Source organism: Vreelandella aquamarina, from assembly GCF_044805175.1.
In the GTDB taxonomy this organism is placed as follows: Bacteria; Pseudomonadota; Gammaproteobacteria; order Pseudomonadales; family Halomonadaceae; genus Vreelandella; species Vreelandella aquamarina_B.
Map to the genome: position 1 here is coordinate 789660 of NZ_CP085232.1, position 14945 is coordinate 804604.

Sequence of the window (14945 nt, forward strand, 5' to 3'; positions counted from 1 at the left end):
ACGCTTAACAAGTTGGGTCCAAAAAACGGCTGTGTAAACGGTACGAACCTTTCTAAGCCGCTTACCGTCTATGTCCTTCTACCGATGCCCGGTTGGTTATAGGGTTTTCAATGCCTGTGATTAGAGGTGCTAATGCTCCGTCTCCTATTAACGGCCAGCGCGCTAAACCTGCTCCTTGTCCTGCCCCTATGGTGGCGATTTGGCGCGTTGGGTTCGCCGCTAATCGCGTGGGAAGCATGGTTTATTGCGCCCGCCATGCTGCTGCTACCTTCAGGCCGTTGGCGACGTTTGATCGGGTGTGGCGTAGTCAGCGCGGTGGCGCTGGCAACCGCAGTCAATCTCGGTGAAGCCGCCACCTATACAGCATTTGGAAGGCCGCTTAATCTCTACCTGGATGTGCCGTTGGTGCGCTCTATTTACCACCTGCTTGTAGGTAATGTAGGCCAACCTGTGGCGGTTTGCCTGTTGTTGGCGGGCGGCGTGCTGTTGTTGTTACTGCTTTGGGGATTACTGCGCTGGCTGATGCCCGCTACCCACTTGGCTCGCGGCCAGGGGCGAAGGAAAGTAGCGTTGGCAGTGCTGGGGGCGGCGGCGTGTTTAGCCCTATTACAGCTCCAGGGTAGCGGCTTGGTTCCCAATGCCTCTTTACCGATTATCAAGACGGCGCATTTTCAATGGGAGCAGGGGGTGGCTACCCATCGCGCCCGGCAAGCGTTTACTGCGCAATTGGAGGAGGCGCCCCTGGCGGCCCAGGCGCTGCCAGAGTTGGCGGGGCGTAATGTGCTGCTGACGTTTATTGAGTCGTATGGTGTCTCTGCGCTCAACGACCCCCGCTATAACCGAACGCTGCTACTCACTTTAGAAGATATTAATCGCCGATTAGCAGCAAGCGAGCTGCATGTAGTATCGGGTCTAGTGGAATCACCGATACAAGGCGGGCAGTCGTGGCTGGCCCATGCCACCACGCTTAGCGGCCGCTGGATCGACAATCAGCTGTGGTACCGGCTGATGCTAGATAGTGGCCACTCGACGTTGATCGATGACTTTCGTGCAACCGGTCAGCGCACGCTCAGCGTGATGCCTGCGATTACTCTGGCATGGCCGGAAGGGCGTGCTTACGGGTTTGACGAGATCGCCGCCGCTAAGGATATTCCCTACGCAGGGCCGCCACTCAACTGGGTGACCATGCCTGACCAGTTTACGCTGGACTACACCCAGCGGGAGCTGCTTGGCGATGCGCCGCTGTTTGCACAGCTAGCGCTGATTTCCAGCCACGCGCCCTGGACGCCGGTGCTACCGGTGCTGGAGAACTGGTCGCTGGTGGGCGATGGCAGTATCTATGCGCCCTGGGAGAACGCAGGCGATCCGCCAGAGGTGATTTGGCGGGACTTGGAGCGCATCCGTGACCACTACGCGTGGTCAGTGGACTACGCTGTTAGCGTCACGGGGCGCTGGGCCGAACGGGTGGTGGATGAACACACTCTGTTGATCGTGCTGGGCGACCACCAGCCCGCTCCGCTGATTACCGGTGATGACGCCAGCGCCGCCGTGCCCGTGCATATTATCAGCGGTGACCCGGCACTACTGGCACCGTTTAAACAGCGCGGCTTTGTGGAGGGCATGTTGCCCCCCCTAGCCCGCCCGCAGGACGCGCCGCCCATGAGCCAACTGCGCCATTGGCTGCAGCAGGACTTTGGCCGTTAGCACAACCACCAAGGACGACACCATGATTCAACCGGTTATTTTGAGCGGTGGCAGCGGCACCCGGCTTTGGCCGCTCTCACGTGAGCAGATGCCTAAACAGTTTTTACGTTTAACCGGCGCGCAGAGCTTGCTTCAGCAGACCATCGCCCGATTGGCAGGCTTGACGACGCTACCGCCCATGCTGATGGGCCACCACTCCCACCGGTTTTTGATGGCAGAGCAACTTCGCGAAGCTCAGCAAGAGGGCCAGATTGTACTAGAGCCAGCAGGGCGCAATACCGCCCCTGCGATTGCCTGCGCGGCACTGCTGGCAAGGCAATCGGGCGAAGACCCGCTGCTACTGGTACTACCTGCCGACCACGTGATAGGCGATGCGGCGGCGTTTATCGATAGTGTGCAGCGTGCCGAGCCGCTAGCGGAGCAGGGCTATCTCGTCACCTTTGGCGTGGTGCCTACGCATCCGGAAACCGGCTATGGCTACATTGCTTGCGGCGAGGCGTTAGGGGAGGGGCGCCATCTGGCGGCGTTTATCGAGAAGCCTGCCCTAGAGCGCGCCAAAGCGCTGTTGGCCCAGGGCGATACCCTGTGGAATAGCGGTATGTTCCTGCTGCGCGCTTCCCGCTATTTGGCGGAGCTTGAGCGGCTTCAGCCCGATATGCTGGCGGCCTGCGAAGAGGCAGTGGCTTGTGCTCATCGTGACCTGGATTTTCTGCGCTTGGATGAACAGGCGTTTCAGCGTTGCCCGAGTGAGTCGATCGACTACGCGGTGATGGAACACTGCAGCCAAGCGGCCGTGGTGCCTTTGGATGCCCAGTGGAGCGATATAGGCAGCTTTGATGCTCTGATGAGCGCACACACACACGATGTGTCAGGTAATGTGGTCACGGGTGATGGCGTACTGAGTGAGACCCAGCGCTCGTTCGTGATGGCGAACCACCGTTTGGTGGCCACGCTCGGCGTTGAAGACCTGATCGTGGTGGAAACCTCGGATAGCGTGCTAGTGGCCCATCGGGACAAGGCGCAGGGCGTTAAGCAGCTTGTCGAAACGCTGACCCAAGCCGGGCGCAGCGAGCCACATACTTCACCCCAGGTTCATCGCCCTTGGGGCAGTTTCCAGGCGATGGACAGCGGCGAGCGCTACCAAGTGAAGCATATTACCGTGCGCCCCGGTGCGCGGCTGTCGCTGCAGCGCCACCACCATCGCGCCGAGCATTGGGTGGTGGTCAGCGGTACGGCCAGGGTAACGGTGGAGGAACGCACGTTTCTAGTCAGCGAGAATCAATCTACCTATATCCCCATTGGCGCACTGCACCGCCTGGAGAACCCAGGAAAAATCCCGCTGGAACTGATCGAAGTGCAGTCGGGTAGCTACCTGGGCGAGGATGATATCGAGCGTTTGGATGATGTGTACGCTCGCCACAGCGACGAGTAGCGGCTCCTATTTACCAGGGCGGTTTACCAGAGCCAGCTGCCCGGCCGTGCTGGTGGCTGGCCTTTACGTACCGCCACCCAGCCGATAATGCAGCGCACGCCTAGCCATACCACCAGTAGCGGCCAGAGCAGCGTGCCGATAAAGATTAGGCTCAGGGTAAACGTGACAATAAAGTAGAGGCTACCGATCCAGAACGTGCGGATGAGGTAGCGATAGTGCTCTTGTAGCCAAGGGGCCGCTTCTTTGCGGTAGACATAGGCGATAATCACGCCGATCAATAGCGTCACATTAGCCGTGACCAGCCCTGCTAGATAAAGAGCATAAATAATTTGTGTCGGACGCGTATCCTGTTTCGGAATATAGTGCTCGGCCATAAGGGTCTCTCTTAGTAAATACGAAAGCGGTTAGCGTCTTGCACGCCCTGCTGCTGTTGGATCACCTTCCGGTAGCGTTTGTACTCCCACTGATACTGCGCCGGGTCTAGCGCAATGGAGGCCTCCACGCTGGCATTTACGCCGGTCGCTGACTCCGTATCGTCAGCGCTATAGACCCGCTCGTCGGCATCTAAAAAGTGAATTTCAAAGCCTTTGCCGGGGACGCGTAGGGCCACGCCGGTGACTACTCGCGCCTGGGTGCGCGCCACCAGTTTTGGCAGTAGCGTCGCGGTGTAGGCGTCGCGGCTATAAAAGGGTGCAAACACGCCGCTGCCCCAGTCCGGCTCCTGGTCCGGCAAAATACCAATCGCCTCGCTACGTTTCAGCGCTTTGAGCAGTGCCGCCACGCCCCTTGGGTTTGTGGGCACCAGCTTCGCGCCCATCCGTTCGCGGCCATGGCGGATAATCGGCTCCAGGCCGGTAATCTTGGGTGGTTCGTACATGGCGGTAAACGGAAAATGACTGGATAGCCAGAAGTTCAGTACTTCCCAGTTGCCAAAGTGAGGGGCCAGCACAATCACGCCGCGCCCTTCGGCCCGTGCGCTGTCCAGCTTATCGCGGCCATGCACTGCTAGAATGCTGGCTTCTACCTTCTCGGGGGATGCCATCCAGGCGTGGCCGAGTTCCAGCATGGTCGCGGTAGAGTGCTGAAGGCTCTGTTTGGCCAGGGATTGTCGTTGGCTGGCAGGGGTGTCGGGGTAGACCACCTTCAGGTTGATCTCGGTGACCTGGCGTTCACGTTTGCTAAACCGGTACACCTGCGGCCCAACGAGTGCTGCGCTACGCCATAGCCAGCGCAGCGGCCAGCGGGAGAGGGTGCGCCACAGCCTAGCAATGGCACGGGCCTGAAAGCTTGCTGCTGGGGGAGTTGCCTGTTCAGTCATGGGTTACAGCAGCCAGCTATCGACATTGGAGGGCGCGCGCTTCTCCTGTAGCCCTTTAAAGCCCTTCACGCAGCGCACAATAAACCAAACGGCCAGGGCCAGCAGCATGGGGAAGCCAACCAGGACGAGAGTTAGTAGGGTGGCCACACTGCCGTAGAGCAGGCCCATCCAGAACGTGCGGATCTGATAGCGGTAGTGCTCATCGAGCCATACCGGCCCCTTGCCGCGATAGACATAGGCAATAATGACCCCGATCAGCGAGGTAAAGCCCACCACAAAGCTGGCTAGGTAGAGGGCGTAAATCACCATGGCCATGGTCGTATCGGGGGCGGGGGAGGTCTCTTCCGGCGAAGCGTGGTGGTCGACCACTTCGCCTTCCAGTGGGGCGTCGTCGCGCATGGGCGTTCCTACTCCATTCAGTTCAATTCGAGCATCCGGCGGACACCTTTTCTGCGCGCTATGATAGCGTGGGCGGTGCGAGTTATCACCCGCAGGCCGCCCACGCTTAGGGGGGGTGCTTAACGCGCCGCTGGGCGGCAGATTTCCAGTAGGTTGCCGTCTGGGTCGCGCAGGTAAAGCGACTCAATCGGGCCGCTGGCGCCCTGGCGGGCCACGGGGCCAAGCTCTACCTCAATGGATAAGGCGTCCAGGTGCTGCTTGAACTCATCCAGCGGTAGCTGGCAGCGCAGGCATAAATCCAGGCTGCCTGGGGTGGGCGTGGCGGTAATCGGTGCGATATCGGTATCGGTTTGGTGTAGGCGCAGGGCTGTATCGCCTAACATCAGGTCAACGCGCTGGGCGTCCCGGTAGCGTACATCCAGGCCTAATACGCGTGAGTAAAAGTCCACTGCGCGACCCATATCGGTCACGGTAACAACAAGATGATCCAGACCTGAGAGCATGCCTCTTTCCTTCATACAAACGTAAAACCAGAGAATACGATGATGCGACGCTGTCCGCTATGCCATACGCAGGAGCCTGCGCTTTACCATCAAGACCGTCGCCGTGATTATTACCAGTGTGCCACGTGTGCGCTGGTGTTTGTGCCTAGCGAGCAGCATTTAAGCGCCGTGGATGAAAAAAACGAGTATGACCGGCACCAAAACTCTCCACAGGATAAGGGATACCGGCGCTTTCTGGGGCGGTTATTTACTCCACTGGTAGCCAAGCTGGCCCCCGGCGCACAAGGGCTGGATTTTGGCTGCGGCCCTGGGCCAACGCTCTCTGTGATGTTTACAGAAGCGGGCTTTGATATGGATGAGTACGATATTTTTTATGCGCCCGTTGCCGCTCATCTGGCCCGCCAGTACGATTTTATTACCGCAACCGAGGTGGTAGAGCATCTGGCGGCACCGGGAAAGGTTCTGAAACAGCGGGTCGCGCAACTTCACCACGGCGGCTATCTTGGGCTGATGACCAAGCGGGTCACAAGCCAAGCAGCCTTCGCCCGCTGGCACTATATTAATGACCCAACCCACGTTTGCTTTTTTAGTGTTGCGACTTTTCGCTGGTGGGCTGCTGACCAAGGCTTAACAGTCGAATTTCCTGGCAATGACGTGGTAATTTTTAGAAAACACTAATCTGCTTGCTATAAAGGCGAAAAAGCATTGACTTTGCGCCTATGGAAGCAATAATTGCGCGCCCGTTTTCTTGCCTGCTTGATGTGATGGCGTGTTAACGGCAACGATTCATCCATTGAGCAAGGTGAGGTACGCATGTCGCGGCAACTGTTGGCCATGGCAATGGCACCCCTGTTAGGGCTGTTTATTCTCGGGATTGGCAATGGCTTTCTTGCTACGTTGATTACCGTCCGTTTAGACGCAGCGGGCGAATCGGCAACGGTGATCGGGATTGTTTCATCGGCCTATTTTATTGGCCTGTCCTTGGGGGCGATGTTTAATGATCGCCTGCTACTGCGTATCGGCCATATCCGCGCCTATGGTAGCTTTGCCTCGTTAGTGGCGGTAACTGTGCTGCTTCAAGGGCTATTCTTCGACCCCTGGGCGTGGTTTGCGCTGCGCTTGATCGGCGGTTGGGCCACGGTAGGTGTCTACCTGGTGATTGAAAGCTGGCTACTGACTGCTGGTGACCAAAAGGTGCGTGGCCGCCTGCTGGCGCTGTATATGATCGCGCTCTATGCCGCCGGGGTGCTTGGTCAGCTAATGCTGGGTATTACCAGCTCCATGGGCGATACCGCGCCCTTTATGGTGATCGGCCTGTTGGCGTCACTATCGGTATTGCCGATGGCGATGATTCCTCGCGTCTCGCCGCTGATTGAGCATGCCGAACCACTGCCGCCGTTCCGCTTGATTACCATGACACCCACTGGGGTGATGGGCAGCCTTGGCTCAGGCATGGTGGTGGCCGCGGCCTATACGCTGCTGCCGCTCTACCTGCAGCGCATTGGGATGAGTGTCAACCAGGTAGGCCAGATGATGGCGGTGGTGATTCTTGGTGCGATGCTGCTGCAGTACCCGATTGGCCGCTGGTCGGATCGCCATGACCGTCAGATGGTACTGATCGGTATCAGCGCATTCTGTGTAGTGATCTCGGCGGCCATGCTGTGGCTGCCGCTCTCCACACCGCTGCTCGCTGTGTTGCTATTCCTGCTGGGCGGAGGCGTGTTTGCGCTCTACCCCGTTGCCGTTAGCCACGCCGCTGACCGTGCCCCCGCCGGTGCACTGGTGCGTATGAGTCAGGGTCTTTTGTTGATTAACTCGATTGGTGCCACTGTCAGCCCGTTGATGATCTCGCCGGTGATGACCGCCGTGGGCGATGCGGGCCTATTTTGGGCTGTTGGTTCACTGAGCTTATTCTTTGTGCTGTTCTTTGGCTGGCGTCGTAGCGTGCGTCCGGCACCGGTACCGGTGGCACCCTTTACGCCCACAACCCCGATGACCGCCGCAGGGGCCGAGTTAGTCGTCACCGAAGAGCTGGTACAAGGGGCGCTGGAGCACGAGCATCTGGAGGATCTTTCTGATGTAGTGCCTGAGGTGGACGTTGCCGAACCGGTGGTAGGCCCGCCCCAGGAAGACGAAAGCCATATTACCTACTACGATGACGTGGAAACCGAGGTGCGTAAGTAAGCTAACAGGGTTACCGGTAGGTTGAGACCTTGGGCTAATGGTGTGGTGGAAGTAGGGAAACTACTATCAGTGATAGTGTTTTTACTATTTTAGGGGTTTTGCTACTCCACCGCGTCTGCCTGAGGTTTTGCTATGAATTATTATGCCGCGCCGGTCCGCGATCTGCGCTTTGTACTCGAAGAGATGTTAGCGCACCGCTCTCTGGCGTTGCCGGGGTTTGAAGAGGCCACACCCGATCTCGTTGAGGCTGTGCTGGAAGAGGCCGCGAAGCTGGCGGGCGATGTGTGGGGCCCGCTCAATAGCGTTGGCGACCGCCAGGGGGCTAAACGCCATACAGATGGCAGCGTGACCACGCCGGAAGGCTTCGCCGCCGCCTATCACGCCTATGTCGAGGGCGGCTGGAACGGCATTGGCGTGTCTGAAGAACTAGGCGGGCAGAACCTGCCAGAAGTCGTGGCCAGTGCGGTGCAAGAGATGCTCCACGGCGCTAATATGGCCCTGGGGCTATGCCCCATGCTCACCGCCGGTGCCATTGAGGCGCTGGCCCACCACGGTAGCGATGCGCTAAAAGCCACCTACCTGCCCAAACTGGTCGAGGGCTCCTGGACCGGCACCATGAACCTTACCGAACCCCAAGCGGGGTCGGATCTCTCCAAAGTGCGTACCAAGGCCGTGCCGGAAGGCGATCACTACCGCATTAGCGGCCAAAAGATCTATATCACCTGGGGCGAACACGACGCCGCCGAGAATATCATTCACCTCGTCCTTGCCCGCAAGCCCGATGCCCCGGAAGGCAATAAGGGCATTTCCCTGTTCCTGGTTCCCAAATTTCTGGTCAACGACGACGGCACGCTCGGCGAGCGTAATGATGTCACCTGCGCTTCGATTGAGCACAAGCTCGGTATTCACGGCTCGCCCACTTGCACCCTCAGCTTTGGTGAAAATGGTGGTGCCGTGGGCTACCTCGTCGGGGAGGAGGGGCGCGGGCTGAACCATATGTTCACCATGATGAACGAGGCGCGCCATAAGGTCGGCGTGCAAGGCATCGGGGTTGCCGAGCGCGCCTGCCAACACGCCTTTGCCTACGCCCACGACCGCACCCAGGGCCGTTTGCCCAAACAGCGGGGCGGCAGTGAGTGCACCATTAGCGACCACTTTGACGTGCGCCGCATGCTGCTCTCCATGCGCGCCCGCACCGATGCGTTGCGTGCATTGGCGCTCTACTGTGCAGGGCAGTTAGATATTGCTCGCCACGCAGAGAGCGACGCCGAACGCCAAGCCGCGCAAGCCTGCGCCGACGTGTTGATCCCGATCGTGAAGGCCTTCTCTACCGACCAAGCGGTGGATATCGCCTCCATGGGAGTGCAAGTGCACGGCGGCATGGGCTATGTGGAAGAGACCGGCGCGGCCCAGCTCTTGCGCGATGCCCGCATCGCGCCTATCTATGAAGGTACTAACGGCATCCAGGCGCTGGATTTAGCGGGCCGCAAACTGCAGCGAGACGGCGGCGCGGCACTCTCCGCACTGCTGGATGAGGTGCATAAAACCGCTGAAGCGCTGCGTGGCGAGACTGCGTTGGCGGGTATGGGAAGTGCGCTGGCTGCCGGAGCCGACGACCTGGGCGCTGCGATGGCCGTGGTGCTAGAGCAGGGCAGTAACCCGGAACATGGCCCCGACGCGGTACAGGCCTATGCCACGCCGCTGCTGAATTTAGCGGGGCATGTGCTGTGTGCATGGCAAATGGGCATGGCGGCCCTACATGCCCATCACGCCCTCAATAACGGCAGCGATGAGCCTTTTTACCGCACCAAGCTATGCAGCGCCGAATTTGCTATTTACCAATGGCTGCCGGTGGGCCGCGCCCAGCGTGCGGTGATTGAGGCGGGTTGGCAGTGCTTCAGCCAGTTTGATAGCCACGCCGCTTACTAACTAACCACCACCGCCGCCCTTTGAGGCGGCGGTGGTGGTCATGAATCCCTAGTAACAAAACTCTCCATAACAAAATTTTTCTATAACAAAGCTTTCTATAACAACACCCACGTTAATAACATCCACGTTAATAACACCAAGAGTGCAGGCACCGATCATGACCTCTATCTTTGAACAAGACTTACCACCCACGGTAGCGAACCACGTGCCGCTGTCGCCGCTCACCTTTATTGAGCGCTCCGCAGCGGTCTACCCAGACTACCCCGCGGTGGTACACGGCACCACACGACGCACTTGGGCCGAGACCTGGACACGCTGTCGCCAGCTCGCTTCGGCGCTGGAAAAACGCGGTATTCAGCCGGGGCAAACGGTGGCCGCCATGCTGCCCAACATTCCCGCGATGTTCGAGGCCCACTTCGGCGTGCCGCTGGCGGGCTGCGTGCTGAATACGCTCAACATTCGCCTCGATGCTGATGCCATCAGCTATATGCTGGCCCACGGCGAAGCCAAAGCCATCCTGGTAGACCCTGAGTTTGCCGAGGTGATTCGCGATGCCGTGGCTAAACTGGATGAAAAGCTAGACAGCAAGCCGCTGATTATTGACGTGGCCGACCCGGAGTTCTTAGGTGATACCCAAGGCATCGGTGAGGTGGAGTACGAAGCGCTGCTGGCCGAGGGCGACCCTGAATACGCCTACCGGCTGCCCAGCGACGAGTGGCAGGCGATTTCGCTGAACTACACCTCCGGCACCACCGGCAAGCCCAAAGGCGTGGTGTATCACCATCGCGGTGCTTACCTGAATGCGGTGAGTAATATCCTCGAGTGGGCCATGCCCCACCACCCAGTGTATCTCTGGACGCTGCCGATGTTCCACTGCAACGGCTGGTGTTTCCCTTGGACCATTGCCGCCAATGCGGGCGTTAGCGTGTGTCTGCGTAAAGTCGATCCTAAACGTATCACCGACCTTATTGCCGAAGAGGGCGTCACCCATTTCAGCGGCGCGCCGATTGTGCTCAATGGGCTGGTGAACCTGCCGGCCGATCAAAAGCGGGTGTTCGATCATCCGGTGAAGGTGACCACCGCAGGAGCCGCGCCGCCCGCCTCGGTGATTGCCGGGGTGGAGAAGCTGGGCATCGAAGTCACCCACGTATACGGGCTTACCGAGGTGTACGGCCCGGTGACCGTGTGTGCCTGGCGCGAGGCCTGGAACGAGCTACCGCTAGAATCCCGCGCCAAGATTAAAGCTCGCCAAGGGGTGCGCTACCACATGCTGGAAGCGCTCTGCGTGGCTGACCCGGTGACGTTAGAGCCGGTAGCGAAAGATGGTCAAACCATTGGCGAAATTCTGATGCGTGGCAACAACGTCATGAAGGGGTATTTGAAAAACGCCGAGGCCACAGAAAAAGCATTGGAAGGTGGCTGGTACCACACCGGTGATTTAGCGGTTTGGCATGCCGATGGCTATATCGAGATTAAAGACCGCTCGAAAGATATCATCATCTCTGGCGGCGAAAATATCTCCACTATTGAGGTAGAGGATGCCATTTACAGCCATCCGGCGGTCGAAGAGGCGGCGGTGGTGGCTAAGCCGGACGAGAAGTGGGGCGAAACGCCCTGTGCGTTTGTTAAGTTAAAGATTGGCTACGGCGAAATTACCGAGGCCGATATCATCGCCCACTGCCGAGAGAAGCTGGCAGGCTTTAAGGTGCCTAAAACGGTGATTTTTAGCGAGCTGCCGAAAACCTCCACGGGCAAAATTCAAAAATTCGTGCTGCGCGAAGAAGCCAAGCAGCACCAGTCAGGGGAAGCGCAATGAGTGAACAACGGATTGGGGTAGTCGGCGCGGGTACCATGGGGCAAGGCATCGCCCAGGTCGTCGCCGCCAGTGGTTTTAGCGTGCGGCTTTACGATGTCGCCGATGAGCAGCTTAGCCGCGCCCAAGGCGCTATCGATAAAGGGCTTGAGAAGCTTGTTGCGAAAGAGAGGATGACCGCTGAAGAGAAGCAGGAGGCGCTCGCTCGACTCTCTACCACCACCGCCTTGGATGCACTGAGCGACTGCAGTGTCATCATCGAGGCGGCCCCCGAGCAGCCCGCGCTAAAAGAGAAGCTGTTCCGCGACCTCAGCCATTTAAGCAGCGATGCCATTCTCGCTTCGAACACCTCATCACTCTCGCTAACGCGCCTAGCCGCGGTATGCGAGCGCCCCGAGCGGGTGGTAGGGATGCACTTCTTCAACCCAGTGCCGGTACTCAAACTGGTGGAAGTGATTCGCGCCGAGCAAACTTCGGATGCCACCGTGGCGCGTATTGAAGCGCTTGCCAAAGCGCTGGGCAAAACTGCGGTACCGGTGGGGGACGCCCCAGGGTTTGCCGTGAACCGCCTGCTAGTGCCGATGATTAACGAGGCTGCTTTCATCGTGCAGGAGGGCACCGCCACGCCGGAGGCCATTGATGAGGCCATGAAGCTAGGCGCCGCCCACCCTATGGGGCCACTGGCGCTGGCGGATCTGATTGGCCTGGATGTGTGCCTGGCGATTATGGAGGTGCTGCAGGAGGGCTTTGGCGACCCCAAATACCGCCCCTGCCCGCTGCTTAAGCGAATGGTGGCCGCAGGCTACCTGGGCCGTAAGAGTGGCCGTGGGTTCTATATTTACGAGTGATGAACAAACGGCGTTGGCCGAAGAAGCGCGACAAAAGAAGTGATTGCCACCCAACCAAGCGTTCGCTAGGGTTGAGTGGTCACTACTTCCCTGTGCAATAACAACTAAGGAGCCACCATGAGCGACGCAGTGATCGAGAAGGTTGATAACGACGGCGTAGTGCGCCTCACTATTAATCGCCCCAAAGCTTTGAATGCGCTGAATAGCGAGGTGCTAAGCGCTTTAGAAGCTCATTTAATCGAGCTTGAGTCACATCCTGGATTGCGTGCGGTATTGATTACCGGTGCCGGTGAAAAATCCTTTGTGGCAGGTGCAGACATCACCGAAATGCGTGATAAGACCCCCGAGGAGGCCCGCGCGTTTGCCAGTCAGGCGCTGCGCACCATCAAGCGACTCGAAACGCTGCCCGTGCCGGTGGTCGCGCTGGTGAACGGGTTTTGCCTTGGCGGCGGCTGCGAACTGGCGCTGGCCTGCGACTGGGCAGTGGCCAGCGACAACGCCATCTTCGGCCAGCCGGAAGTGCTGCTAGGGGTTATCCCAGGCTTTGGCGGCACCCAGCGCCTGCCGCGCCGAGTCGGCCCCGCTATGGCGATTGACTTAGTCACTACCGGTCGCAAAATCGACGCCAACGAAGCGCTGCGTATTGGCCTCGTCAATCGTGTCATGCCCCAGGCAGAGCTTGAGAACTACGTCGAAGAGCTTACCCAACAGCTCAAAGGCAACGGGCCGCAGTCGGTACGCGGTGCCAAACAGGCTGTGCACGACGGCATGGACCAAGACCTTGATAGCGCCCTGGCGCTCGAAACCAGCCTGTTCGCCTTCTGCTTTGCAGGCCAGGAGCAGAAAGAGGGCATGAGCGCCTTCGTTGAGAAGCGTAAGCCCAACTTCTAAATCGCTTCGGTTATGGTCAAGTCGAAATGGGCAGTGAGCGCACTGGGGATGAAAGGCGCATAGCTGCGCGGCGATGACGTAAATCCGCTACACTGGCGCTAATTTCTTCACGAGATACTCCCATGGCGCTAAGTGCTACCCCTTACAAAGTCGATGTTAACCTGACCGATCTTGATCGCAGCGTCTACGAGACGCTGCGTTTTACCGTGGCCCGCCACCCCTCAGAAACCGAAGAGCGACTGTGTGCGCGGCTGATTGCTTATATCCTCTGGTACAGCGAATCGCTGGCATTCGGGCGCGGGTTGTCCGATGTAGATGAACCCGCCTTGTGGGAAAAAAGCCTGGATGGCCGGGTGTTGCACTGGATTGAGGTAGGCCTGCCCGATGCCGAGCGTTTGACCTGGTGTTCGCGGCGGGCCGAACGGGTATCGCTACTTGCCTATGGCCGGGTAGACCTTTGGGAGAATAAGGTGCTGCCCGCTGTCGCCTCGTTAAAAAATGTCCACGTGGCCGGGCTGCCCCAAGAGGCGCTATCCACCGTGGCAGCAGATTTGCCCCGGGCGATTAACTGGGCGGTGATGATTAGCGATGGTTCTCTCTTTATCACCGACGAAAACGGCCAGCATGAGATTACGCCACAGTGGCTATTACGGGAGCGGTAGGCGAGTTTGTGCTAGGTTTTACTGACGTGCCAATAGTGCGTGCGTGATAGGAAAATAATGCTGGGCAGGTGAGTGAACGCCATCAAGTAGCTTGCTATCTATTTGCATGATTACATACAATCAGCCATGTTTGCTGTCCTCGATTGATAGATACATACCTGCACAGCGACTAACTCAAGGAATGAGCCATGATGACGCCTGCTGTATGTCGCAGAGCCGTATTTAGCAAGAAAATAGTGCCGTTTGTATTGCCGCTTAGCCTACTGCCTATTATGGCAGCAGCTGATGAGAGTGCGCTTTCCGTCAAGCTAGAAAATGATGGGTTAGCCAGCAGCGATGACGGCCACTTCACCAGTGGTTTCGAGCTGAATTGGATGTTTACCCCCAAACCTCAAAGCTGGACTCAGCATTTAGCGGCAGCGTTGCCGGATAGCATCATCAGTCAAGCTGATCGCGCTTCCTACCGATTAGTGCATCAAATTTATACCCCTAATGTGATTGAGCGCCGCCGTCTGATTGAGGATGGCCGGCCTTATGCTGGCTTGGTGTATGGCGGTGTGTCGCTTTACGAAGACAAACCGGCTGGCCAGTGGCAGCAGGCTACAGACCTACATTTGGATATTGGTTTAGTGGGGCCTTCTTCGCAGGCGGATAGCATTCAGCGGGAAGTGCACCGATTGACTGACAGTGACCGGCCGCGTGGTTGGCAAAACCAGTTGGGTGATGAGGCAATCGTCAATCTGACCATGCGCCGCCAGTGGTGGCACGATATTTCAATGGCAGGTAAACAGTTTTCCCACGGCCCCAGTGTTGGGGTAGCGCTTGGTAACCTGTATACCTATGCCAGCGCCGGTTACAGCGTCCGTTGGGGCGACGATGCCCAGGGTATTCCCACGTTGACGCCTAATCCTGGCAACCGCCACCAGATGAATGGCAATAGTGGTTGGCAGTGGTACCTGTTCGCAAATCTGGAGGGCTACTATATGGCGCAGAATTTAACGCTGGATGGCAATACCTTCAGAAATAGTCACTCGGTAGACCGTAACGAGTGGGTGGCCGAAGCCTCTGCTGGGGTGGCACTGGCTTGGGAAGAGTGGCAGATAACCTACGCTGCCTTGCAGCGCACCCGCGAGTTCGACGGCCAAGAGGAGCAGGATAAGTTCGGTGTAGTGATGCTGACCAAGCGCTTTTAATCCCTGTTACCTGCTGTACCCAGCTGTGGGCGTCGCACTCCTAAACCATGGTTGCTACCCTGAGCAATG

The 14945-nt window shown here is 58.4% G+C and carries 14 protein-coding genes; 10 read left to right on the forward strand and 4 right to left on the reverse strand.

What is annotated here, in order from left to right; translation table 11 throughout:
• Positions 1-132: 132 nt before the first annotated feature.
• Together LG300_RS03695 and LG300_RS03700 are read left to right on the forward strand one after the other, a co-directional pair.
• Positions 133-1704, forward strand: a complete 1572-nt coding sequence (locus LG300_RS03695) for an alkaline phosphatase (protein ID WP_404377062.1) — start codon at positions 133-135, stop codon at positions 1702-1704.
• 22 nt (positions 1705-1726) lie between these two features.
• Positions 1727-3136: a mannose-1-phosphate guanylyltransferase/mannose-6-phosphate isomerase gene (locus tag LG300_RS03700; RefSeq protein WP_404377063.1), complete on the forward strand. Its 1410-nt coding sequence runs from the start codon at positions 1727-1729 to the stop codon at positions 3134-3136.
• Positions 3137-3159: 23 nt separating this feature from the next.
• Here LG300_RS03700 and LG300_RS03705 read toward each other — a convergent pair whose 3' ends face one another.
• The 4 genes from LG300_RS03705 to LG300_RS03720 form a co-directional block, all read right to left on the reverse strand.
• Positions 3160-3510, reverse strand: a complete 351-nt coding sequence (locus tag LG300_RS03705) for a DUF4870 family protein (protein ID WP_404377064.1) — start codon at positions 3508-3510, stop codon at positions 3160-3162.
• A gap of 11 nt (positions 3511-3521) precedes the next feature.
• The gene (locus LG300_RS03710) at positions 3522-4454 is read right to left on the reverse strand and encodes a lysophospholipid acyltransferase family protein (RefSeq protein ID WP_404377065.1); all 933 of its coding nucleotides are present in this window, start codon (positions 4452-4454) and stop codon (positions 3522-3524) included.
• 3 nt (positions 4455-4457) lie between these two features.
• Complete coding sequence (locus tag LG300_RS03715) at positions 4458-4853, reverse strand: DUF4870 family protein (protein WP_404377066.1); 396 nt, start codon at positions 4851-4853, stop codon at positions 4458-4460.
• Between the two features lie 119 nt (positions 4854-4972).
• Positions 4973-5356 carry a VOC family protein gene (locus tag LG300_RS03720; protein WP_404377067.1) on the reverse strand — a complete coding sequence of 128 codons (384 nt, stop codon included), beginning with the start codon at positions 5354-5356 and terminating at the stop codon, positions 4973-4975.
• Positions 5357-5395: 39 nt separating this feature from the next.
• On the opposite strand from LG300_RS03720, the gene LG300_RS03725 reads away from it, so the two are divergent.
• From LG300_RS03725 to LG300_RS03760, 8 genes are all read left to right on the forward strand, one after another.
• A complete protein-coding gene (locus LG300_RS03725; protein ID WP_404377068.1) occupies positions 5396-6034 on the forward strand; it encodes a class I SAM-dependent methyltransferase in 639 nt (212 codons plus the stop codon).
• 135 nt (positions 6035-6169) lie between these two features.
• A complete protein-coding gene (locus LG300_RS03730) occupies positions 6170-7540 on the forward strand; it encodes an MFS transporter (protein ID WP_404377069.1) in 1371 nt (456 codons plus the stop codon).
• Between the two features lie 132 nt (positions 7541-7672).
• A complete protein-coding gene (locus LG300_RS03735) occupies positions 7673-9469 on the forward strand; it encodes an acyl-CoA dehydrogenase (RefSeq protein WP_404377070.1) in 1797 nt (598 codons plus the stop codon).
• Positions 9470-9626: 157 nt separating this feature from the next.
• Positions 9627-11285: an acyl-CoA synthetase gene (locus tag LG300_RS03740; RefSeq protein WP_404377071.1), complete on the forward strand. Its 1659-nt coding sequence runs from the start codon at positions 9627-9629 to the stop codon at positions 11283-11285.
• A complete protein-coding gene (locus LG300_RS03745) occupies positions 11234-12130 on the forward strand; it encodes a 3-hydroxybutyryl-CoA dehydrogenase (protein ID WP_404377976.1) in 897 nt (298 codons plus the stop codon). The genes LG300_RS03740 and LG300_RS03745 overlap by 52 nt, the downstream gene beginning before the upstream one ends.
• Positions 12131-12247: 117 nt before the next feature.
• Entirely contained in the window at positions 12248-13021 is a 774-nt protein-coding gene (locus tag LG300_RS03750; protein WP_404377072.1) for an enoyl-CoA hydratase-related protein, read from the forward strand.
• Positions 13022-13143: 122 nt separating this feature from the next.
• Positions 13144-13683, forward strand: coding sequence for a YaeQ family protein (locus LG300_RS03755; protein WP_404377073.1), 540 nt, complete (start codon positions 13144-13146; stop codon positions 13681-13683).
• A gap of 188 nt (positions 13684-13871) precedes the next feature.
• Positions 13872-14876 (forward strand): lipid A deacylase LpxR family protein, encoded by a 1005-nt coding sequence (locus tag LG300_RS03760; protein WP_404377074.1) that lies wholly within the window; start codon positions 13872-13874, stop codon positions 14874-14876.
• The last annotated feature ends 69 nt before the right edge of the window (positions 14877-14945 follow it).